The organism is Paraburkholderia piptadeniae, assembly GCF_900007165.1.
Lineage (GTDB): Bacteria > Pseudomonadota > Gammaproteobacteria > Burkholderiales > Burkholderiaceae > Paraburkholderia > Paraburkholderia piptadeniae.
Genome location: NZ_CYGY02000070.1, coordinates 50,938 through 73,965, shown reverse-complemented (window position 1 = coordinate 73,965; position 23,028 = coordinate 50,938). Strand labels below are relative to the sequence as shown.

Genomic DNA, 23,028 nt, shown 5'->3' with positions numbered 1-23,028 from the left:
GCACCACTTCGCAACTACTTGCATGGGACGGGAGTAAGCGCTAAAGCGCCAACTCCGATCAACACAGGAGACACCATGAGCGAGACCGATCAGACCCGGGCGCAAGCGCGCGCGCTAACGCATATGATCAACGGCCGTCCCGTCGATGGCACGAGCCAGCGCTTCGGCGACGTGTTCAATCCGGCGACGGGCGACGTGACGTCTCGCGTGCCGCTCGCGAGCGTCGCCGAAGTGGATGCGGCCGTCGCCGCCGCTAAAGCCGCATTTCCCGCATGGAGCGAAACGGCGCCGATCAAGCGCGCACGTGTGCTCTTCAAGTTCAAGGATTTGCTCGACCGTCACCACGACGAGCTCGCCGAGCTGATTACGCGTGAGCACGGCAAAGTGTTCTCCGATGCGAAGGGCGAAGTGATGCGCGGCATCGAGATCGTCGAGTTCGCGTGCGGCATTCCGAACCTGCTAAAGACGGATTTCACCGATCAGATCGGCGGCGGCATCGACAACTGGAATCTGCGTCAGCCGCTGGGTGTCGTCGCGGGCATCACGCCGTTCAATTTCCCGATGATGGTGCCGTGCTGGATGTTCCCCGTTGCGATCGCGTGCGGCAATACGTTCGTGCTGAAGCCGTCTGAACGCGATCCCTCGGCATCGAACCGCCTTGCCGGATTGCTGAAGGAAGCAGGCTTGCCGGACGGCGTTTTCAACGTCGTGCATGGCGACAAGGTGGCCGTCGACGCGCTGCTCGCACATCCCGACGTGAGCGCGCTGTCGTTCGTCGGCTCGACGCCGATTGCCGAATACATCTACACGGAAGGCACGAAGCACGGCAAGCGTGTGCAGGCCCTGGGCGGTGCGAAGAATCACCTCGTCGTGATGCCGGATGCCGATCTCGATCAGGCTGTCGATGCGCTGATCGGCGCGGCCTATGGTTCGGCGGGCGAGCGCTGTATGGCGATTTCGGTGGCCGTCGCGGTTGGCCATATCGCGGACGAACTGATCGAGAAGCTCACGCCGCGCGTGAAGTCGCTGAAGATCATGAACGGCATGGAAGCTGAAGCCGAAATGGGTCCGCTCGTCACGGCCGCGCATCGCGAGAAGGTGTCGGGTTATATCGATGCGGGTATCGAGGCGGGCGCAAAACTCGTCGTCGATGGGCGTGGTCATCAGGTGCCTGGTCACGAGAAGGGCTTCTTCCTTGGCGGCACGCTGTTCGACAACGTGCAGACCGACATGAAGATCTATCGCGAAGAGATTTTCGGCCCGGTGTTGTGCGTCGTGCGCGTGCCCGATTTCGCTTCCGCCGTCGAGCTGATCAACAAGAACGAGCTCGCGAACGGCGTGTCGTGCTTCACGTCGGATGGCGGCATCGCGCGCGCGTTTTCGCGGCAGATTCAGATCGGCATGGTTGGCATCAATGTGCCGATTCCCGTGCCGATGGCGTGGCACTCGTTCGGCGGCTGGAAGAAGTCGCTGTTTGGCGATCACCATGCCTATGGCGAAGAAGGCGTGCGCTTCTATACGCGCTACAAGAGCGTGATGCAACGCTGGCCCGACAGCATCGCGAAGGGCGCTGAGTTCACGATGCCCGTGGCGAAGTAAGGCGGCTTCAGTGCAATAGCAGGGCAAGGGCATTGCCTTCGTTCGAGGGCAATGCCACGCAGCAAAGTAGAAGAAAGCACGAGACACACCGAACGCCCAAGCCGCAATGAGATGCCATGCAACGTGGCCATGCGAAGGAGACAAGGGTGAGCACGACAGCAGAATCGCGCGCAACGAGCGCGAGAAAACTCGAAGGCGAGTTCGATTACATTATCATCGGTGCGGGCACGGCGGGGTGCGTGCTGGCCAATCGCCTCAGCGAAGATCCCGACGTCACAGTGCTGCTGCTCGAAGCAGGCGGCAAAGACGACTACCACTGGATTCATGTGCCCGTCGGCTACCTCTATTGCATCGGCAATCCGCGCACTGACTGGCTCTATAAAACACGCGCTGAACCCGGACTCAACGGACGCGCGTTGTCGTATCCACGCGGCCGTGTATTGGGCGGTTGCTCGTCGATCAACGGCATGATCTACATGCGCGGCCAGCGCGAAGACTACGACGAATGGGCGCGCGTGACGAACGATGCGTCTTGGTCGTGGGATGCCGTGCTGCCTGTCTTCAAGCGCAGCGAAGATCATCACGGTGGCGCTAATGAATTTCACGGCGCGGGTGGTCAATGGCGCGTCGAAAAGCAGCGCCTCAAATGGAAGATTCTTGAGAAGTTTGCCGAAGCCGCGCGGGAAACAGGCATACCCGCCACCGACGATTTCAATCGCGGCGACAACACGGGCGTTGGCTATTTCGACGTGAACCAGAAGCGCGGCATTCGCTGGAACGCGTCGAAGGCGTTTTTGCGGCCCGCGATGAAGCGGCCGAATCTCACCGTCATCACGGGCGCGCACACGCAGCGTGTCGTGTTCGAAGGCAAGCGCTGTATCGGTGTCGAATATCGCGGCGACAACGTCGAGTACATCGCGAACGCGCGCATCGAAGTCGTCATGAGTTCGGGCGCGGTGAACTCGCCGCAACTGCTCGAGCTGTCGGGCATCGGTAACGGCGCGCGTTTGCAGAGCCTGGGCATCGACGTGGTGAAGGATCTGCGCGGCGTCGGCGAAAATCTTCAGGATCATTTGCAGCTGCGCATGGCGTACAAGGTGCACGGCGTGCGCACGTTGAACACGGCCTCGGCACACTGGTGGGGCAAGATGATGATCGGCCTGCAATATCTGTTGATGCAGAGCGGGCCGATGTCAATGTCGCCGTCGCAACTCGGTGCATTCGCGAATTCCGATGTCGACGACGGATCGCTCACACGCCCCGACCTCGAGTATCACGTGCAGCCGCTTTCGCTCGACAAGTTCGGCGAGCCGCTGCATCGCTTCAATGCGTTCACGGCATCCGTGTGTCATTTGCGGCCTACATCGCGCGGCAGTATTCACATCGAGTCGCGTGATCCGCATGCACCACCGTTGATCGCGCCGAATTATCTGTCGACGGATTACGACCGTCATGTGGCCGCTAATGCATTGCGTCTCACGCGCCGTATCGCGGCCGCGCCTGCGTTGAAGCGATACAGGCCAGAAGAAATCTTGCCCGGCATCCAGTTTCAGACCGAGGAAGAATTGCAGACCGCGGCGGGCAATGTCGGCACGACCATCTTCCATCCAGTCGGCACCTGTCGCATGGGCACGGCCGATGATCCAGGCGCAGTAGTCGACAGCCGCTTGCGGGTGCTCGGTATCGAAGGGCTGCGCATCGTGGATGCATCCGTGATGCCGACCATCACATCGGGCAACACGAACTCGCCGACATTGATGATCGCCGAGCGCGCGAGCGACATGATTCGCGCCGACCGTCGCGCGCGAAGAGACACTGTCACGATCGAAACGCATGTCGCGTCTACGATGTCCGTTGCATGACACGCAACGTTTAACGTTTCATTCGGCGAAGGTCGCATTAAACACTAAGTGCAAATCCCAATGATTGCGCTGCATCATTGGCGAGACAATGGCACCCATGCTGCGTGGTGCGGCATGGATGACCGTCCGCGTTGGTGCACCACGCCACGATTGGCTCGGGGACGTCTTCGCCAATGAACAGTCGCGCCGAATCCTCGCGCGAAATAAAACGCGGTAGTGCTTCGCCTTACTTCGCATGGAAGGGAACATGATTCTCGGCGATACGATACTCGAAACGCGCGGGCTCACACGTGAGTTCAAAGGTTTTACCGCAGTCAACAGTGTGAACCTTCGCGTGAAGCGCGGTTCTATCCACGCGCTTATCGGGCCGAACGGCGCAGGCAAGACCACCTGCTTCAATCTGCTCACCAAATTTCTCGTGCCCACTGCGGGTCAGATCGTCTTTAACGGCATCGACATCACGGGCGAGCGCCCGGCGCAGATCGCGCGCCGCGGCATTATCCGTTCATTCCAGATTTCCGCTGTATTTCCGCATCTGACGGCTTTGCAGAATGTGCGCATCGGCTTGCAGCGTCAGCTGGGCACGGCATTTCATTTCTGGAAGAGCGAGCGCACGTTGAGTGAACTCGATGATCGCGCAATCGATTTGCTGACGCAGGTCGGTCTGACCGATTTCGCCGACGTGCGCACCGTAGAACTGTCGTATGGCCGCAAGCGCGCGCTCGAAATCGCGACGACGCTCGCGATGGAACCTGAACTGATGCTGCTCGATGAACCGACGCAAGGCATGGGTCACGAAGACGTCGACCGCGTGACTGCGCTGATCAAAAAAGTATCGAGCGGTCGCACGATCCTGATGGTCGAACACAACATGAATGTGATTGCCGGCATCTCCGACACGATTACCGTCCTGCAACGCGGCGAAGTGCTCGCCGAAGGCACGTACGCGGAAGTCTCGAAGAATCCGCTCGTCATGCAAGCCTATATGGGCAGTGCGGACGCGGCGCTTGCCGGAGCGCATGCATGAGCACAGTGAGCGAACAGGAAAACACGGCAGTGAGTGTGGTGAGCGGCGAACCGGCACTGGAAATCGCCGGCTTGCAGGCGTGGTATGGCGAATCGCACATTCTGCACGGCGTCGATCTGACCGTGAGCCGCGGCGAAGTCGTCACGCTGCTCGGCCGCAATGGCGCGGGCCGCACCACGACGCTGCGAGCAATCATGGGCCTGACGGGGCGCCGCACGGGGGCGATCCGTGTCGGCGGGCGCGAAACGATTTCGATGCCGACGCATCGAATCGCTCACTGCGGTGTCGGTTATTGCCCGGAAGAGCGCGGCATTTTTTCGAGTCTGTCGTGCGAAGAAAATCTGCTGCTGCCGCCGCCCGTCGGCGACAAGTCGTTGATGATGTCGGTCGACGAGATCTACCAGATGTTTCCCAATCTCCAGGAACGGCGGATGAGCCAGGGCACGCGTCTGTCGGGCGGCGAGCAACAGATGCTCGCTGTCGCGCGCATTCTGCGTACGGGCGCGAACCTGCTGTTGCTCGATGAAATCTCCGAGGGTCTTGCGCCTGTGATCGTGCAAGCTCTCGCCCGCATGATCGTGACGCTGAAGGCGCGCGGCTACACGATCGTCATGGTCGAACAGAACTTCCGCTTTGCCGCGCCGCTCGCCGATCGTTTCTATGTGATGGAGCATGGACGCATCGTCGAGCACTTCGAAGCCAAGGAGCTCGAAAGCAAAATGCCGGTGCTGCACGATCTGCTCGGGGTGTAAGCACCTGATTGCCTCTGACAACCACAACGCAGAAAGAAGGAGACAGTAATGAAAAGGAAGACACTCGCGCGACTCGCGTCAATCTGTTTTGCGGCGGCCGCAAGCGTCGCATTGACGACGGGCAGCGCGCGGGCTGCCGACGATGCAGTGAAGATCGGTTTCATCACCGACATGTCGGGTCTCTATGCCGACATCGACGGGCAGGGTGGTCTCGAAGCGATTCGCATGGCAGTGGCGGATTTCGGCGGCAAGGTGAACGGCAAGCCGATTCAGGTCGTGTATGCGGACCACCAGAACAAGGCCGACATCGCCGCTTCGCGCGCGCGTGAATGGTTCGACCGCGACGGCGTCGACTTGCTGGTCGGCGGCACGAACTCCGCGACGGGGCTGTCGATGAACCAGGTCGCGGGCGAGAAGCACAAGGTGTACATCAGCATCGGCGCGGGCGCCGATACGCTCACGAACGAGCAGTGCACGCCGTACACGATTCACTATGCGTACGACACGACGGCGCTCGCGAAGGGCACGGGCTCGGCCGTGACGAAGCAGGGCGGCAAGACGTGGTACTTCCTGACGGCTGACTACGCGTTCGGCAAGGCGCTCGAAAAGGCGACCAGCGACGTCGTGAAGGCCAATGGCGGCCAGGTGGTCGGCGCTGTGCGTCACCCGCTGTCGGCATCGGACTTCTCTTCGTTCCTGTTGCAGGCGCAAGCATCGAAGGCGCAGATCCTCGGCCTCGCGAACGCGGGCGGCGACACGATCAACGCGATCAAGGCCGCGAAGGAATTCGGCATCACGAAGTCGATGAAGCTCGCCGCGCTGCTGATCTTCATCAACGATATCCACAGCCTCGGCCTCGAAACGACGCAAGGCCTCGTGCTGACGGACAGCTGGTACTGGAACAAGGACGCGACCACGCGCAAGTGGGCGCAGCGCTACTTCGAGAAGATGAAGAAGATGCCGTCGAGCCTGCAGGCGGCCGACTATTCGGCGACGATGACCTACCTGAAGGCAGTGCAGACGGTCGGTTCGACGGACGCCGACAAGGTGATGGCGCAGCTGAAGAAGCAGAAGATCGACGACTTCTATGCAAAGGGCTACATCCGTCAGGACGGCAGCATGATCCACGACATGTACCTGATGCAGGTGAAGACGCCGGCCGAGTCGAAGGAGCCGTGGGATTACTACAAGATCACCGCCACGATTCCGGGGGAACAGGCCTTTACGACGAAGCAGGAAACGCGCTGCGCGCTGTGGAAATAAGCGGCGCCGAGGAGCGCCTGCTGGTCTGATTCATCAAGACAAAGCAGGCGTCGATGTTCTGCGTGCTGGACGTGTCGGGCCTTCGCAGGCCTGACGCGTGCATGCCGCTTTCACTTTGACGACGGCTTCAATGGATATCTTTGGCATTCCGCTACCGGCGATGCTCAGCCAGCTCCTGCTCGGACTCGTGAACGGTTCGTTCTACGCGATCCTGAGTCTTGGACTGGCCGTGATCTTCGGTCTTCTCAACGTGATCAACTTCGCGCACGGCGCATTGTTCATGCTGGGTGCGATGCTCACGTGGATGGGCCTGTCGTATTTCAGTTTGCCGTACTGGGTGATGCTCGTCCTTGCGCCGCTGATCGTCGGGCTTTTCGGCGTGTTGATCGAACGCTCGATGCTGCGCTGGCTGTACAAGCTCGATCACCTCTATGGCCTTCTGCTCACGTTCGGTCTCACGCTGGTCGTCGAAGGCGTGTTCCGGTCGATCTACGGTTCGTCGGGGCAGCCGTACGACGTGCCGTCGGCGCTTGCGGGCGCAACCAATCTCGGCTTCATGTTCCTGCCGAACTATCGCGCGTGGGTGGTCGTCGCGTCGTTGATCGTATGCTTCGCGACCTGGTTCGTGATCGAGAAGACGCGCCTCGGCGCGTACCTGCGCGCGGGCACGGAGAATCCGAAGCTCGTCGAGGCATTCGGCGTGAACGTGCCCATGATGGTCACGCTGACGTATGGCTTCGGCGTCGCGCTGGCCGCGTTTGCGGGTGTGCTCGCCGCGCCCGTGATCCAGGTTTCGCCGCTGATGGGTCAGCCGATGATCATCACCGTGTTCGCCGTCGTCGTGATCGGCGGGATGGGCTCGATCATGGGCTCGATCCTCACGGGCCTGCTGCTCGGTGTGATCGAAGGGTTCACGCGCGTGTTCTATCCGGAAGCGTCGGCGACCGTGGTCTTCGTGATCATGGCGCTCGTATTGCTCGTGCGTCCGGCAGGTCTCTTCGGCAAGGAAAAATGATGCAGAGAAAAGCGCTCTACAGTTTGTTGCTGATCGCGCTCATCGCCGCGCCGTTCGTCGGCGCGTACCCCGTGTTCGTGATGAAGGTGCTGTGCTTTGCGCTGTTCGCGGCCGCATTCAATCTTCTGATTGGCTACACGGGCCTGCTGTCGTTCGGCCACGCAATGTTCCTGGCGACGGCCGGCTACATCACCGGCTACGCGATCCAGACGGTCGGCCTGTCGCCCGAGCTCGGCTTGATCGCGGGCACTGCGGCCGCGACATTGCTCGGTTTGGTCGTCGGCCTGTTCGCGATTCGCCGTCAGGGCATTTACTTCGCGATGGTGACGCTCGCGCTTGCGCAGATGGTCTACTTCGTGTTCCTGCAAGCGCCGTTCACGCACGGCGAAGACGGCCTGCAAGGCGTGCCGCGTGGCAAGCTATTCGGCGTGCTGAGCCTTTCGTCGGATTTGACGCTGTACTTCATCGTGCTCGTCGTGATGGTGCTGGCGTTTCTGTTGATCGTGCGCATCGTGCATTCGCCGTTCGGGCAGGTGCTGATCGCGATCAAGGAAAACGAGCCGCGCGCGATCTCGCTGGGCTACGACACCAACCGCTTCAAGCTGCTGGCGTTCGTTCTGTCGGCGGGTCTCGCGGGTCTTGCTGGGGCGCTGAAGGTGCTCGTACTCGGCTTCGAAACGCTCGGAGATGCGTACTGGACGATGTCGGGCCTCGTCGTGCTGATGACGCTGGTGGGCGGCATGGGCACACTGTTCGGGCCATTGCTCGGCGCCGCGCTGATCGTCGCGCTAGAGGACCGGCTCGGCGATATCGGCGGTGTAATTGCATCAGTGACGGGCGTCGACTGGTTTCACTCGCTCGGCGAGTCCGCGACGATCGTGATGGGCATCATCTTCATTCTCTGCGTGCTCGCGTTCAGGCGCGGCATCGTCGGCGAGATCGTCCAGCGCTTTAAACCGCTGCGAGCGTGAGCGGATGACGCAATTGATTCGCCATCCGAATCAATTGCGTAATGCGGCTGATCTGCGCCGAAAACGAAGCGAAACTACAAGAACCCGCCCCATTTATGTGCGGCGCTGCACCACTAGGGTAAATGCTAGTTGCCCGTCAAACGGTCCCCGTTTAATCTTCACACAGTTCTGATGCACCGAATTTTGCAGGTGGAGAACGAGGAGACAATGAGGCACTCAGTGCCCATACAAAAGCGCTGTTGGATTTAGTCCAACAGCGCTTTTTACTTTTCCCATCCAAAATCGCTTTAATGGCGCATGCTCCGCCCTCGCGCAGCATTGTAATTCTGGCGCCTCCGCACGCGTTTCTCCCGCAGCATTTTCCCCAAAGATTCAAAGCCTTCAAACCGCTTGCCGCGCGTAGTATGCGTCCGCTACACTCGCCATTCGCTGACCATCGGGTCGGCATTTCAACGTATTCGAATCAACTCGAACATCGGGCATAGAGGAGCGGAATGAAGTCGGCATTGCGTTGGATCAGCGCGGCATTGGTCGCGACGGGCGTGTGCGCAACGTACAGCGGCGCAGCATGGGCGGACGTGAAAATCGGCATGACAGTGTCGGCAACGGGGCCGGCGGCCTCGCTCGGCATTCCGGAGAAGAACACCAGCGCGTTGCTGCCGAAGGAAATCGCGGGCCAGAAAATCGACTACATCGTGCTCGACGATGCAACCGATTCGACGCAAGCCGTCAAGAACGCGCGCAAGCTCACCAGTGAAGACCACGTCGACGCATTGATCGGCTCGACTGTCGTGCCGAACTCGCTAGCGATGATCGACATCGCGAACGAAACGCAAACGCCGATGATCTCGATGGCAGCGGCCGCATCGATCGTCGAACCGATGGATGCAAAGCGCTCGTGGGTCTTCAAGACGCCGCAGAACGACATCCTGATGGCCACGGCCATTGCGCAGCATATGGCGAATCACGGCGTGAAGACGATGGCCTTCATTGGCTTCTCGGATGCGTATGGCGAGAGTTGGTTCAAGGAGTTCGGCAAGGCCGCCGATCTCGCGAAGATCAAGGTCGTCGCGAATGAGCGTTTCGCGCGCAACGATGCATCGGTGACGGGCCAGGTGCTCAAGATGATGTCGCAGAACCCGGATGCCGTGCTGATCGCCGGCGCGGGCACACCGGCCGCGCTGCCGGAAAAGACGCTGCGCGCGCGCGGCTACAAGGGCAAGTACTATCAGACGCATGGCGTCGCGAACAACGATTTCCTGCGCGTATGCGGCAAGGACTGTGAGGGCACGTATTTGCCTGCGGGTCCGCTGCTCGTCGCAGATCAATTGCCCGATTCGAATCCCGTGAAGAAGGCGTCGCTCGCGTACAAGCGCGCTTACGAAAGCGCGAATGGCACTGGTTCGATTTCGACTTTCGGTGGCCATGCGTGGGACGCAGGCCTGCTGCTGCAACGCGCGATTCCCGTCGCGTTGAAAAAGGGCCAGCCGGGCACGGCGCAATTCCGTGAAGCGCTGCGTGCCGCGCTCGAAAGCACGAAGGACATGCCGGGCTCGCACGGCATCTTCAACATGAGCGCGAACGACCACGCGGGTCTCGATCAGCGGGCGCGCGTGATGGTGCAAATCGTCGACGGCAAATGGAAGCTTGCTTCCGATTAAACGAGAAGAATTAACGAACTCGAATTCATTCAAAAAGACGCGGGCAGTTGACGCGTCTTTTTTATTGCACGCGAGATGAATCGAATAAAGCAGTGCAGCTTCAGCTTGATCCACAGGGGAGACAACTAAAGCGGTAAAGCCTGGAGTTGACTCAATTGCAACGAGCAGGGAAAACCATGCTTGGCAGGCTTATACCCGATAACTAGATTCAGTTACCCGGTTCTCGAACTGGATTACGACACGCATTTAAAGCGTTTGGAGACATGCAATGAAAACGACAAAGAAGTGGGTCCGTTCCGCGATTGCAATGGCGCTCGTTTGCGGCGCGACGGGAGCGATGGCGCAAGTGAAGATCGGCGTCACGCTGTCGACGACGGGACCGGCCGCATCGCTCGGCATCCCGGAGAAAAACACGATTGCGCTGCTGCCGAAGGAGATCGCAGGCAAGAGCGTGCAATACATCGTGCTAGATGACGCATCGGATACGAGCCGCGCAGTGCAGAACACGCGCAAGCTGATCGACGAAGATCACGTCGATGCGATCATCGGCTCGACGGTGACGCCGAACTCGCTCGCGATGCTCGACCCGATCGCCGAAGGCAAGACACCGATGATTTCGCTCGCGGCATCGGCCGCCATCATTTCGCCGATGGACGGAAAGCGCACATGGGCATTCAAGACGCCGCAAAACGATGGCTTGATGGCTGACGCGATCGCCGACTACATGGAAAAGCACGGCGTGAAGACGGTGGCGTTCATCGGCTTCGCGGATGCGTATGGCGAGAACTGGTACACGGTGTTCGGCCAGGCGGCGAATGCGCATCATCTGAAGCTCGTGGCCAACGAGCGCTATAACCGCACCGATGCATCGGTGACGGGGCAGGTGCTGAAGATCGTTGCATCGAATGCGGATGCCGTGCTGATCGCAGGTTCGGGGACGCCTTCGGCACTGCCGGCGAAGGCGCTGAAAGAGCGCGGCTACAAGGGCAAGATCTATCAGACGCACGGCGTCGCGAACAACGACTTCCTGCGCGTGTGCGGCAAGGACTGCGAAGGCGAATTGCTGCCCGCAGGCCCGATTCTCGTCGCGGATCAACTGCCCGACTCGAACCCGGTGAAGAAGTCGTCGGAAGCGTACAAGAACGCCTATGAGAAGGCGTATGGTGCGGGCTCCGTCGCGACGTTCGGTGGTCACGCGTGGGATGCGGGCCAGATGCTTCAGCGCGCGATTCCCGAAGCGCTGAAGAAAGGCCAGCCGGGCACGGAAGCATTCCGCGTCGCGCTGCGTGACGCGCTCGAGAACGTCAAGGATCTGCCACTCGCGCACGGCATCATGAACACGACGGCCACCGACCACAACGGTCTCGACAAGCGCGCACGCGTGATCGTCGAAATCTCCGATGGCAAGTGGAAACTTCAGAACGACTAAGAAGGTGCGCATCTCTCGCAACGCGTGGCAATGAGTCAGTAGGGCGGCTCTTAAGTCACGCGGCAATTTCTGGTCGGTAACAATGGCAAGCTCTGCCGCGTCGTTTTCTCAGGCGCGGCAGTTGTTTTATGAAGTGCGGCTTTGCTTTGCGGCTGGTGGTCGATCAGCCGGTTCTCACTGCGGTTCTCTCTGTTTCTCACTTTAGATTTCGACGTTCCAGGACGAGGAAGTATGGATCTATCAATTGCGGCGATCCTCGCGCAGGACGGCATCACGACGGGCGCGATCTACGCATTGCTTGCGCTCGCGTTGGTGCTGGTGTTCTCCGTGACGCGCGCCATTTTCATCCCGCAAGGGGAGTTCGTTTCGTACGGTGCGCTGACGCTTGCCGCGTTGCAGACGCAGAAGTTTCCTGCGACCTGCTGGCTGCTGATGGCGATGGGGCTTGCTTGCTTCGTCGTGGAAGTGACCGGCATGGCGCGGCATGCGGAACGGCGGCGTCATGCGGCGCGTACGCTCGCGACGCTGGCTGGTAAGTATCTGCTGTTCCCTGTCGCCGTCTATGCAATCACGCGCGGTGTGTTCATGCAGCCGCTGCCGATGATCGCGCAGATCGCATTGACGCTGCTGATCGTCGTGCCGATGGGGCCGTTCGTCTATCGCCTCGCGTTCGAGCCTGTTGCCGAAGCGACGACGCTCCTGCTGCTGATCGTATCGGTGGCCGTGCACTTCGCGATGGTCGGCCTCGGGCTCGTGATGTTCGGCGCGGAAGGCTCGCGCACCAACGCGTTCACGGATGCGACGTTCAACGTCGGCAGCATGTCGATCTCGGGGCAGAGCGTGTGGGTGGTCGGCGTGGCCGTCGTGCTGATCGGCGTGCTGTACGTGTACTTCGACCGCTCGATCTCGGGCAAGGCCTTGCGCGCAACGTCGGTGAACCGGCTCGGCGCGCGGCTCGTCGGCATCGGTACGACGCAGGCTGGGCGACTCGCGTTCACGCTCGCGGCAGGCCTCGGCGTGCTGTGCGGGATTCTCGTCGCGCCGCTGACCACGATCTACTACGACTCGGGCTTTCTGATCGGCCTGAAGGGCTTCGTCGGGGCGATCATCGGCGGGCTGGTCAGCTATCCGCTCGCTGCGGCGGGTTCGATACTCGTCGGACTGCTGGAGTCATATTCGTCGTTCTGGGCCAGCTCGTATAAGGAAGTGATCGTGTTCACGCTGATTATTCCGGTGCTGCTCTGGCGGAGTCTTGCCAGCCCGCATGCGGAAGAAGAGGAGGAGTGACGCGATGAAACGCATCATGCAAAACAAGTTCTTCTGGCTGTTTCTCGTGGTGATGTTTGCGTTGCCCGTGCTGCCGCAGCCGATCCACGTGCCTGAGTACTGGGTGACGCTGCTCAACTACATCGGCCTTTACTCGATCGTCGCGATCGGTCTCGTGTTGCTGACGGGGATCGGCGGGATGACGAGCTTCGGACAGGCGGCGTTCGTCGGCGTCGGCGCCTACACGACCGCGTATCTGACGACGCAGTTCGGCGTCTCGCCGTGGCTTGCACTGATCGCCGGCGTCGTCCTGACGGCTTTGATCGCGTTGCTGCTCGGGGCTGTAACGATGCGGCTGTCGGGGCATTTTTTGCCGCTCGGGACGATCGCGTGGGGCCTCGCGCTGTTCTTTCTGTTCGGCAACATGGAGATGCTCGGCAAATACGACGGGATCAACGGGATTCCGGTGCTGAACGTGCTCGGCATCAACCTCGAATCCGGCCGGCATATCTATTACCTGATCTGGATCGTCGTGCTCGGCGCAGTCGTGTCTGTTCAGAATCTGCTTAATAGCCGTCCGGGTCGGGCGATCCGCGCGCTGCGTGGCGGCGGGCTGATGGCAGAGGCGATGGGCGTCAATACCGCGTGGATGCGTGTCGTGATCTTCGTCTATGCGGCTGTGCTGGCGGCGATCTCGGGTTTTCTGTACGCGCATTTGCAGCGCGCGGTAAACCCGACGCCTTTCGGTCTCAACCACGGCATCGAGTTTCTGTTCATGGCGGTGGTGGGCGGCGTCGCGCACGTCTGGGGCGCGGTACTGGGCGCGGCCATTCTGACCGTGCTTCAGGACTACCTGCAGACGCTGCTGCCCAAACTGCTCGGCGAGAACGGCAACTTCGAAATCATCGTCTTCGGCATTCTGATGGTCCTGCTGCTGCAGTATGCTCGCCGAGGCGTGTGGCCGTTTGTGGCGCGAATTTTCCCTCGCGGCCCGCATGCGCATGTGCCCGATCACGCGGACGCGCTGCCGCAGCGCAGCAAGCCGGCAGCAGGCGAAGCGCTGCTCGTCGTCGACAAGGCGCGCAAGCAGTTCGGTGGTCTGGTCGCCGTGAACGACGTCAGCTTCGATGTGAAGGCAGGGCAGATCATCGGTCTTATCGGCCCAAATGGCGCGGGCAAGTCGACGACGTTCAATCTGGTCACGGGCGTGCTGCAAGCGACAAGCGGTGCGATTACGTTCCGCGGCGAGCGTATTGACAAGATGAATTCACGTGAAATCGTCAAACGCGGCATCGGACGGACGTTTCAGCACGTGAAGCTGCTGCCGGGCATGACCGTGCTGGAAAACGTCGCGATCGGCGCGCATCTGAGGGGGCACGCCGGCGTGTGGCGCAGCGTGGCGCGCCTCAATGCTGCGGAGGAGGCGCGTCTGATGGCGGAGGCCGCCCGACAGATCCGACGCGTCGGTCTGGAAGAGCATATGTACGACGAAGCGGGCAGTCTCGCCCTCGGCAAACAGCGGATTCTCGAAATTGCGCGTGCGCTTTGCTGCGACCCGACGCTTCTGTTGCTCGATGAACCTGCGGCAGGCCTGCGTTACCAGGAAAAGCAGCAGCTGGCGACGTTGCTGCGCAAGCTGCGCGAGGAGGGCATGAGCGTGCTGCTAGTCGAGCACGATATGGACTTCGTGATGAATCTCACTGACCGTTTAGTCGTGATGGAATTTGGAACGCGGATCGCGGAAGGGCTTCCGCAGGATGTGCAGAACGATCCGGCTGTGCTGGAAGCCTATCTGGGCGGGGTGGAGTGATGGAGAATCAAACGACAATTCAAGCCGCGGCGCAGCCGATTCTCGAAGTGAACAGCCTGTCGGTCCGCTATGGGAAGGTCGAAGCGCTCCACAACGCAAGGATTACCGTGCGTCCCGGTCAGATCGTTACGGTGATCGGTCCGAACGGCGCGGGAAAGTCGACGCTGCTTAACGCGATCATGGGCGCGCTGCCGCTGACGGGACACGCAAAGGGCGCAATCACGTATCTCGGCGAAGACGTGAGTGCCGTACCCGTCGAAAAGCGCGTGGCACGCGGCATGTGTCTCGTGCCGGAGAAGCGCGAGTTATTCGCGACGATGACGGTCGAGGACAATCTCGTGCTTGGCGCGTATCGTCGCAAACGCGCCGGCGATCGAAACTATCCGGATCAGCTCGATCCGGTGTTCGAACTCTTCCCGCGTCTGAAGGAGCGTCGCAAGCAGGCGGCGGGAACGCTGTCGGGCGGCGAGCGGCAGATGCTGGCGGTCGGCCGCGCGCTAATGGGTAAGCCGGACTTGTTGATGCTGGACGAGCCGAGCCTCGGCTTGGCACCGCTGATCGTGAAGGAGATTTTTCATATCATCAGCGCCTTGCGGCAAACGGGCGTCGCGACGCTTTTGATCGAGCAGAATGCACGCGCGGCACTGCAAATCTCGGACTATGGCTACGTGCTGGAAACGGGCGAACTGGCTCTAGAAGGCGCAGCCGACGCGCTGGCCCAGAATCCGCGCGTGATCGAAACGTATCTCGGTCTTACGAAAAAGGTGGCGTAGCGGAAGGAATTTTTGACGGGTTGGCTGTCAAATGAGCGGCGTGTTTCACGTGAAACACGCCGTTTTTTATTCCTATGCCCTTTGGACGAAATTCGTGTCAAAAGCGAACCCGCTATAATTTCGGCCATATATTTTCCTTGAAGGCTCACGGCGAATCCGGCGTGAGATCTGCGATGCTTTATCCCACAGAGTTTGACGTAATCGTCGTTGGTGGCGGTCATGCCGGCACGGAAGCCGCTTTGGCGTCCGCTCGCATGGGCAACAAGACGCTCCTGCTGACGCACAACATCGAAACCCTCGGCCAAATGAGCTGCAATCCGTCGATCGGCGGCATTGGCAAGGGCCATTTGGTGAAAGAGGTCGACGCACTCGGCGGCGCAATGGCGGCCGCAACCGACGAAGGCGGCATTCAGTTCCGCATTCTCAACTCGTCAAAGGGTCCGGCAGTCCGGGCGACCCGAGCACAGGCTGATCGCGTGTTGTACAAGGCGGCGATCCGTCGGCGGCTCGAAAATCAGCCAAATCTTTGGCTTTTCCAGCAATCCGTCGATGATCTGATGGTCGAAGGCGATCGCGTCGCGGGCGCGGTGACGCAGGTTGGCGTCCGCTTCCGCTCGCGTGCCGTGGTTTTGACGGCCGGCACCTTCCTGGACGGGAAGATTCATGTCGGGCTCAACAACTATACGGGCGGACGAGCAGGGGATCCTGCTGCGGTGTCGCTGTCAGCTCGTCTGAAAGAGCTGAAACTGCCGCAAGGCCGTCTCAAGACAGGCACGCCGCCGCGCATCGACGGTCGCACTATCGATTTTTCGAAGCTGGAAGAACAGCCGGGCGACCTCGATCCAATTCCGGTTTTCTCGTTCCTCGGGCGCGTCGAGCAGCATCCGCGCCAGGTGCCGTGCTGGGTCACGCATACGAACGCACAGACCCACGACATCATTCGCGGTGGCTTGGACCGCTCGCCGATGTACACCGGCGTGATCGAAGGCGTTGGCCCGCGCTACTGCCCGTCGATTGAGGACAAGATTCACCGGTTTGCATCGAAGGAATCGCACCAGATCTTCCTGGAGCCGGAAGGGTTGACTACCAACGAGTTCTACCCGAATGGCATCTCGACGAGTCTCCCGTTCGACGTCCAGCTCGAATTGGTTCGCTCGATGGTCGGCCTCGAGCACGCGCATATCCTTCGTCCCGGCTATGCGATCGAATACGACTACTTTGATCCGCGCGGACTGAAGGCGTCGCTGGAGACGAAGGTGATCAACGGCCTGTTCTTCGCCGGTCAGATCAACGGGACGACAGGCTACGAAGAAGCGGCTGCGCAAGGACTGCTGGCGGGCATCAATGCTGGCTTGTACGTCCAAGGCAGGGAAGCGTGGACCCCTCGCCGCGATCAGGCTTATCTGGGCGTGCTGGTCGACGATCTTGTGACGCGCGGTGTTTCCGAGCCGTATCGGATGTTCACGAGCCGTGCCGAGTACCGCCTGAGCCTGCGTGAAGACAACGCGGATATGCGTTTGACGGAGATTGGGCGTGAACTGGGCGTCGTGGACGGCATCCGCTGGGACGCTTTCAGCCGCAAGCGCGACGCTGTTTCACGTGAAACAGAGCGCCTGCGGACGACGTGGGTCAACCCGAAGACGCTTTCGTCTGAGGAAGCGACCGCGCTGCTCGGCAAGCCGATCGACCATGAGTACAGTCTCGCCGACCTTTTGCGTCGCCCGGGCGTCTCGTACGACGGCGTTTGCGGTCTGCGTGAAGGCACCTGCGGTCCAGTCGAGCCGCTTGCCGACGACGAAGTGCTGCTCGCGCAGATCAAGGAACAGATCGAGATTGGTGTCAAATATCAGGGCTACATCGAACGGCAAGCGGGTGAGATCGAGCGAAACGAAGCGCAGGAGAACACGCGATTGCCGGAGAACCTCGATTACGCCGAAGTTCGGGGGCTGTCGTTTGAAGTGCGTCAGAAGCTGATCCAGTTTCGCCCTGAGACCATCGGTCAGGCATCGCGTATTTCGGGGGTTACGCCAGCCGCTATCTCGCTGCTGATGGTCCATCTTAAGCGCGGCCTCGGCCGCCGTTCGCAAAAGCCCGCCGACGCTGGCAACGACAGCACGCCGGTGGTTCAATGACGGCGCGTTCCTATGCGGCGGCCGACCGCGAGGCGCTCGCCGGCCTCCTGGAAGTAGGTACGCGCGAACTGGGCATCGGCCTTAGTTCGGAGCAGCGGAGCAAACTGCTCGATTACGTCGTGCTCCTGGGGAAATGGAACGCCGTCTACAACCTGACGGCAATCCGCGATCCGCGGCAGATGCTGATTCAGCACATCCTGGATTCGCTCTCGATCGTTCCGCATCTCGCCAACCTTGGGCCGTCGTCGGTACTGGATGTTGGCTCGGGTGGTGGGTTGCCCGGCATCGTTCTGGCCATCGTCTTTCCCGGTTGGTCTGTCACCGTCAACGATATCGTCCACAAGAAATCGGCCTTCCAGTCGCAGGCAAAGGCCGAGTTGGGTCTCGCGAATCTGTCGGTCGTCACGGGGCGGGTAGAAAGCCTGAGACCCGGCGTTGAAGTTCCGGGAAAATTTGATGTCATCGTGTCGCGCGCATTCGCAGAACTCGCGGATTTCGTTACACTGGCCCGTCACCTCGTCGCGGACAACGGAGCCATCTGGGCGATGAAGGGCGTGCGACCCGACGGAGAAATCGAGCGTTTGCCAGAGGGCGCGCATGTCACGCAGGTGATTCGTCTCAAAGTGCCATCGCTGGATGCCGAACGGCATCTGGTCGAAGTCGCAGTAGGCTGATGATCAGATCGAAATCTCACTAAACAGGCTGCAAAGGGGCACTAAAAAGATGGCAAAAATCTTCTGCGTTGCGAACCAGAAGGGTGGAGTCGGCAAAACAACGACTGCGGTCAATCTCGCCGCGAGCCTCGCATCGCAGGGACAGCGGGTCCTGCTCATCGATCTCGATCCGCAGGGCAACGCCACCATGGGTAGCGGCGTCGACAAGGCCGCTTGCGAGAACACGGTATACGAAGTGCTGGTCGACGGCGTGTCGGTCGCCGATGCACGCGTGAAATCGGAAGCCGTTTCGTACGACGTACTGCCTGCCAATCGCGAACTGGCGGGCGCCGAAGTCGAACTCGTCGGTATGGAAAATCGCGAGCGCCAGCTCAGAGAGGCGCTGGCGCATGTGGTGGCCGAGTACGACTTTGTCCTGATCGATTGCCCTCCCGCGCTGTCGCTGTTGACGCTGAACGGCCTGTGTGCCGCACACGGAGTCGTGATTCCGATGCAGTGCGAATACTTCGCGCTCGAGGGCCTGTCGGATCTCGTCAATACCATCAAGCAGGTTCACGCGAACCTGAACCGTGACCTGAAGGTGATCGGCTTGTTGCGCGTGATGTTCGATCCGCGCATCACGTTGCAGCAGCAGGTATCGGAACAACTGAAAGAGCACTTTGGCGACAAGGTGTTCGACGTCGTCATTCCGCGGAACGTACGACTTGCCGAGGCGCCGAGTTACGGCTTGCCGGGCGTCGTGTTCGACCGCGCGTCGCGCGGCGCGCAGGCTTATGTGCAGTTCGGCGCGGAAATGATCGAACGGGTGCGTGCGCTATGACGCAGCGCCATCCATCCAAAGCGGATCGAGGAACCACGATGAACGCAGTAGCACGGAAGAAAGGTTTGGGCAGAGGCCTGGAGGCGTTGCTCGGCGGCAGCGCGGAGTTCACGGAAGCCGTCAAGATCAACGGCGCGCCGCACACACTGCCGCTCGAAAAGATGCAGGCCGGCAAGTACCAGCCGCGCACACGAATGGACGAGGGCGCGTTGCAGGAACTGGCGGCCAGCATTCGCGCGCAGGGTTTGATGCAGCCGATTCTGGTGCGCCCGATCTCGCCGGAAAAATTCGAAATCATCGCGGGCGAGCGACGTTTTCGCGCCGCGCGCCTGGCCGGGCTGGACGAGGTGCCGGTGCTGGTCCGCGATGTGCCGGATCAGGCTGCGGCAGCGATGGCGCTCATCGAGAACATCCAGCGCGAAGACCTGAATCCGCTGGAAGAGGCGCAAGGCATTCAGCGTCTGCTCGACGAATTCAACTTCACGCACGAACAGGCGGCGGAATCGGTGGGGCGTTCGCGTAGCGCAGTGTCGAATCTGTTGCGCCTGCTGAATCTCGCGTCGCCCGTTCAGACGATGCTGCTCGCCGGCGACCTCGACATGGGTCACGCGCGCGCATTGCTTGCAGTCGACGCCGCGACGCAGATCACGCTCGCGAATCAGGTGATCAACAAGCGAATGTCGGTGCGCGAAACCGAAAAACTGGTCACGACGACGACGAAGGCCGCGCCCGCCGTGAAAGCCAAGGTGAATAACGACGGTGGCCGCGATACGCGCCGGCTCGAAGAGGAGTTGTCGGATCTGCTCGCCGCGACAGTGAAGATCAAGCTCGGCCGACGCGGACGGGGGCAGGTGCTCGTCGACTTTGGCGATCTCGATGCACTCGAAGGCATTCTTGCCCGATTGAGGGGCAGCGCAGCTGCTGCATGAAGATTCACCCGATGCCTGCGGCCGAACGAGCGCTAAAGCCTCGTCAAAATTTGTTGCGCGCGGTCATTCGCTATGGGGCGAAAGAGCCGGTGTTGACCGTGCTCGTCGCGGCATTGATCGCGCTGCAGATACTCCATCCGCGCCCATTGGCGTCGCTCCCTGCACTCGTCGACTGGGAAACGGTGATGACGCTCGCAGGGCTCCTGGTTTTGACGAAGGCCGTCGAATATTCAGGATTCCTGATGTGGCTCGCACATCGCGTCGTTCATCGCATCCGTTCGCAGCGAGGGCTGGCGTATCTGCTGGTCGCGCTTGCTGCTGCGCTGTCGACGCTGCTCACGAACGATGTCGCATTGTTCGTCGTCGTGCCGCTTGCGTTGTCGCTGAATGAGTTGACGCCGCTGCCGCTGAAGCGGCTCGTGATCTTCATTGCAATTGCCGTCAATGCCGGCTCCGTTCTTACGCCGCTGGGCAATCCGCAGAATCTGTTCCTTTGGCAGACGAGCGGCGTTTCGTTCGCCGGATTTGTGCTGACATTGGCGCCGTTGTGTGTCGCGCTAATGGTGATGTTGTATGCGCTGACGGCAGTGGCGTTCAAGCGCGTCGAACTGGATCTGTCGAAAGACACGGAACCGCATCCCGTCGATCGTTCGCTGCTTGGCGTCGCCGTGCTTCTGTTCGCCGCTTTTGTACTGCTCGCGGACGCGCATCGCCCGGGCATCGGACTGATCGGCGTCGGCGTCGGATTTCTCTTCTGGCGCCCTCGAATCGTCTTGAAGATCGACTGGCTTCTGCTGCTGATCTTTGTGTTCATGTTCATCGTCTTGAGAAGCGTTGCAGCATTGCCCTCGGTACACGCGGCCGTCGGGCAAATGCATCTGACGACACCGCTGCGAGCCTATGCCGCAAGTGCAGTGCTTTCGCAGTTCATCAGCAATGTCCCAGCAGCGATCATGTTGGCTGAGTTTTCAAAGGATTGGCGAGCATTGGCGTTCGGTGTCAGTGTCGGCGGGTTCGGATTTGCGATCGGTTCACTGGCGAATCTGATTGCAATGAGGCTTTCAGGACAGCGCGGAATGTGGCTGCAATTCCACCTGTTTTCGGTTCCGTTCTGGGTCGTGAGCGGGGTCGCCGGCGGATGGCTCCTGTTGCATTTTTGACACTTGTGCGAGCGACGAAAATGCGCTCGCAACGTTGTGCTCGTAGCACAATTCCAGCGGCATTTCGCGATCTGTCGCGACCGCCTTACATTTGCAGTCCGACCGCATGAAAATGGGCGTTTTCCCGCATCATGAAGCGCCATTTCATGCCGTTATTGGTCGGGCTAAAGTCTTGAATTGCCTGCAACTATCGCTTACAATCGCCCGGATTTATTTGCTAGGTAACCCGTAAGCGGTGCGAAAGCTCGCGGGCTGAACAGGACTTTGCGGGAACACTGCGATGGCGGTCAAAGCGTCGAACCAAACGCCGCAACAACGGCACGACGAACACCGCGACGATCGCACCGGTTCGCAATCGTCCGGCGGTCAGGGCGCAGCGCATGACGACGCGTGGGATGCCGAGCAGCAAGATAACAATATCGTTCCGCTCACACGGGCCGAGGCCGAAAAACTGTTCGGTCCGAACGTGAGTCGTCCATCGCGCGTTACACCGTTCAAGGTCGTGATTGCGCAAATGGTTTTGTCCCTGGGTGCGACGCTGTTGTGGTGGCTGTTCTACAAGCCGCCGGGCGATGCTGCGCTGTCAGCCTTCCTGGGAGGAGCGATTTGCTGGGTGCCGAGCGCTTTGTTCGCGGCACGTCTTAAGAAGTTGAGTGGCGCCGAAACGGTGATGAGCTGGATGATCGGTGAAGCACTCAAGATGGGGACAACGATTGCGATGTTTATTGCCATCGCATTCTGGTATCACGATGTACGGTGGATTCCGCTTCTCGTGACTTACCTCATTGCTCTCAAGACGTACTGGATCGCGCTCGCCTGGCGCTGAAGCAAGCGAGACACTGGCTGACGCACGGCGTTGGCAACGAGGCGCGCGGGTTCGACAAAGGCCCGCGCTGGCGTGTTCCCGCGATAGAGCATTGCGGCGGGAGCGGCCCGGAAAGATTTTCGACAATTTGGGTGGCATTAACGATATGGCAGCTAGCGAAGGAACGCGCGCTCTGGATCCGTCCGAGTACATTGCGCACCACTTGCAGAATTTTTCCACCGCTCATCAGACGTCGATCTTCGACATCCACGTCTGGAATCTCGATACGCTTTTCTGGTCGATCGTATGCGGTGTCATCACCGTCCTGGTCCTGCGTCTGGCCGCGCGTAAGGCGACGTCCGGCGTTCCGGGCCGCTTCCAGTGCGCGGTCGAAATGCTGGTTGAAATGGTCGAGGATCAATCGAAGGCGATGATCCACGGCAACCGCAGATTCATCGCACCGCTCGCGCTGACCGTGTTCGTCTGGGTCGCGCTGATGAACTCCCTCGACTTTCTCCCCGTCGACCTGCCGGGCCGCGTGATCGGCTGGCTGGGTCTGTCCGAAATCATTCCGCACCACCGCATCGTTCCGACGGCCGACCTGAACGGCACGATCGGTATCGCATTGGGCGTGTTCGTGCTGATGATTTACTACAACTTCAAGATCAAGGGCGCTGGCGGCTTCGTACACGAACTGCTGTCCGCTCCGTTCGGCGCGCATCCGCTGCTGTGGATCCCGAACCTTGCACTGAACATCATCGAGTTCGTCGCGAAGACGGTTTCCCTTGGCATGCGGCTGTTCGGCAACATGTACGCGGGCGAGCTGTTGTTCCTGCTGATTGCCCTGCTGGGCAGCATCTGGAACTTCGGTGCGGACACGACGGTGCTTGGCTTCATCGGCCACGTGATCGCGGGCAGCGTGTGGGCGGTCTTCCACATCCTGATCGTTCTGCTGCAGGCGTTCATTTTCATGATGCTGACGCTGGTGTATATCGGCCAGGCACACGACGCTCACTAATCCGGCGCGTCAAGAAAGAATCTAGCTTTAAGAATCGTAGTTTTTTAAATCCCAGTTCCAAA

At 60.4% G+C, this 23,028-nt stretch carries 19 protein-coding genes; all 19 read left to right on the top strand.

The window, feature by feature from the left end; all coding sequences use genetic code 11:
* Window positions 1-75 precede the first annotated feature (75 nt).
* Window positions 76-1,599 carry a CoA-acylating methylmalonate-semialdehyde dehydrogenase gene (locus tag BN2476_RS33900; RefSeq protein ID WP_087738559.1) on the top strand — a complete coding sequence of 508 codons (1,524 nt, stop codon included), beginning with the start codon at window positions 76-78 and terminating at the stop codon, window positions 1,597-1,599.
* Window positions 1,600-1,745: 146 nt separating this feature from the next.
* Window positions 1,746-3,461 carry a GMC family oxidoreductase gene (locus BN2476_RS33895; RefSeq protein WP_235851082.1) on the top strand — a complete coding sequence of 572 codons (1,716 nt, stop codon included), beginning with the start codon at window positions 1,746-1,748 and terminating at the stop codon, window positions 3,459-3,461.
* 247 nt (window positions 3,462-3,708) lie between these two features.
* Complete coding sequence (locus tag BN2476_RS33890) at window positions 3,709-4,488, top strand: ABC transporter ATP-binding protein (protein WP_087738587.1); 780 nt, start codon at window positions 3,709-3,711, stop codon at window positions 4,486-4,488.
* The gene (locus tag BN2476_RS33885; protein WP_087738557.1) at window positions 4,485-5,240 is read left to right on the top strand and encodes an ABC transporter ATP-binding protein; all 756 of its coding nucleotides are present in this window, start codon (window positions 4,485-4,487) and stop codon (window positions 5,238-5,240) included. Before BN2476_RS33890 ends, BN2476_RS33885 begins: the two co-directional genes overlap by 4 nt.
* Before the next feature lie 48 nt (window positions 5,241-5,288).
* Window positions 5,289-6,503: an ABC transporter substrate-binding protein gene (locus BN2476_RS33880; protein WP_087738556.1), complete on the top strand. Its 1,215-nt coding sequence runs from the start codon at window positions 5,289-5,291 to the stop codon at window positions 6,501-6,503.
* A gap of 130 nt (window positions 6,504-6,633) precedes the next feature.
* Complete coding sequence (locus BN2476_RS33875) at window positions 6,634-7,518, top strand: branched-chain amino acid ABC transporter permease (RefSeq protein ID WP_087738555.1); 885 nt, start codon at window positions 6,634-6,636, stop codon at window positions 7,516-7,518.
* On the top strand, window positions 7,518-8,489 hold the full coding sequence (locus tag BN2476_RS33870) for a branched-chain amino acid ABC transporter permease (RefSeq protein ID WP_162497902.1): 972 nt from the start codon (window positions 7,518-7,520) through the stop codon (window positions 8,487-8,489). The genes BN2476_RS33875 and BN2476_RS33870 overlap by 1 nt, the downstream gene beginning before the upstream one ends.
* A gap of 494 nt (window positions 8,490-8,983) precedes the next feature.
* A complete protein-coding gene (locus tag BN2476_RS33865; RefSeq protein ID WP_087738553.1) occupies window positions 8,984-10,150 on the top strand; it encodes an ABC transporter substrate-binding protein in 1,167 nt (388 codons plus the stop codon).
* A 268-nt stretch (window positions 10,151-10,418) separates the two neighbouring features.
* Window positions 10,419-11,579 (top strand): ABC transporter substrate-binding protein, encoded by a 1,161-nt coding sequence (locus BN2476_RS33860; RefSeq protein WP_087738552.1) that lies wholly within the window; start codon window positions 10,419-10,421, stop codon window positions 11,577-11,579.
* A gap of 231 nt (window positions 11,580-11,810) precedes the next feature.
* Window positions 11,811-12,866, top strand: a complete 1,056-nt coding sequence (locus BN2476_RS33855; RefSeq protein ID WP_087738551.1) for a branched-chain amino acid ABC transporter permease — start codon at window positions 11,811-11,813, stop codon at window positions 12,864-12,866.
* A gap of 4 nt (window positions 12,867-12,870) precedes the next feature.
* Window positions 12,871-14,655, top strand: a complete 1,785-nt coding sequence (locus tag BN2476_RS33850) for a branched-chain amino acid ABC transporter ATP-binding protein/permease (RefSeq protein ID WP_087738550.1) — start codon at window positions 12,871-12,873, stop codon at window positions 14,653-14,655.
* Entirely contained in the window at window positions 14,655-15,428 is a 774-nt protein-coding gene (locus BN2476_RS33845; RefSeq protein WP_087738549.1) for an ABC transporter ATP-binding protein, read from the top strand. Before BN2476_RS33850 ends, BN2476_RS33845 begins: the two co-directional genes overlap by 1 nt.
* 173 nt (window positions 15,429-15,601) lie before the next feature.
* Window positions 15,602-17,560 carry a tRNA uridine-5-carboxymethylaminomethyl(34) synthesis enzyme MnmG gene (gene mnmG / locus BN2476_RS33840; RefSeq protein ID WP_087738586.1) on the top strand — a complete coding sequence of 653 codons (1,959 nt, stop codon included), beginning with the start codon at window positions 15,602-15,604 and terminating at the stop codon, window positions 17,558-17,560.
* A complete protein-coding gene (gene rsmG / locus BN2476_RS33835; protein ID WP_087738548.1) occupies window positions 17,557-18,234 on the top strand; it encodes a 16S rRNA (guanine(527)-N(7))-methyltransferase RsmG in 678 nt (225 codons plus the stop codon). Before mnmG ends, rsmG begins: the two co-directional genes overlap by 4 nt.
* 49 nt (window positions 18,235-18,283) lie before the next feature.
* Window positions 18,284-19,054 carry a ParA family protein gene (locus BN2476_RS33830; protein WP_087738547.1) on the top strand — a complete coding sequence of 257 codons (771 nt, stop codon included), beginning with the start codon at window positions 18,284-18,286 and terminating at the stop codon, window positions 19,052-19,054.
* A 38-nt stretch (window positions 19,055-19,092) separates the two neighbouring features.
* Window positions 19,093-19,983, top strand: a complete 891-nt coding sequence (locus BN2476_RS33825; RefSeq protein ID WP_087738546.1) for a ParB/RepB/Spo0J family partition protein — start codon at window positions 19,093-19,095, stop codon at window positions 19,981-19,983.
* 11 nt (window positions 19,984-19,994) lie between these two features.
* Window positions 19,995-21,143, top strand: a complete 1,149-nt coding sequence (locus BN2476_RS33820) for an SLC13 family permease (protein WP_087738585.1) — start codon at window positions 19,995-19,997, stop codon at window positions 21,141-21,143.
* 280 nt (window positions 21,144-21,423) lie between these two features.
* On the top strand, window positions 21,424-21,969 hold the full coding sequence (locus BN2476_RS33815; RefSeq protein ID WP_087738545.1) for an ATP synthase subunit I: 546 nt from the start codon (window positions 21,424-21,426) through the stop codon (window positions 21,967-21,969).
* A 145-nt stretch (window positions 21,970-22,114) separates the two neighbouring features.
* The gene (gene atpB, locus BN2476_RS33810) at window positions 22,115-22,966 is read left to right on the top strand and encodes a F0F1 ATP synthase subunit A (RefSeq protein ID WP_087738544.1); all 852 of its coding nucleotides are present in this window, start codon (window positions 22,115-22,117) and stop codon (window positions 22,964-22,966) included.
* Window positions 22,967-23,028 lie beyond the last annotated feature (62 nt).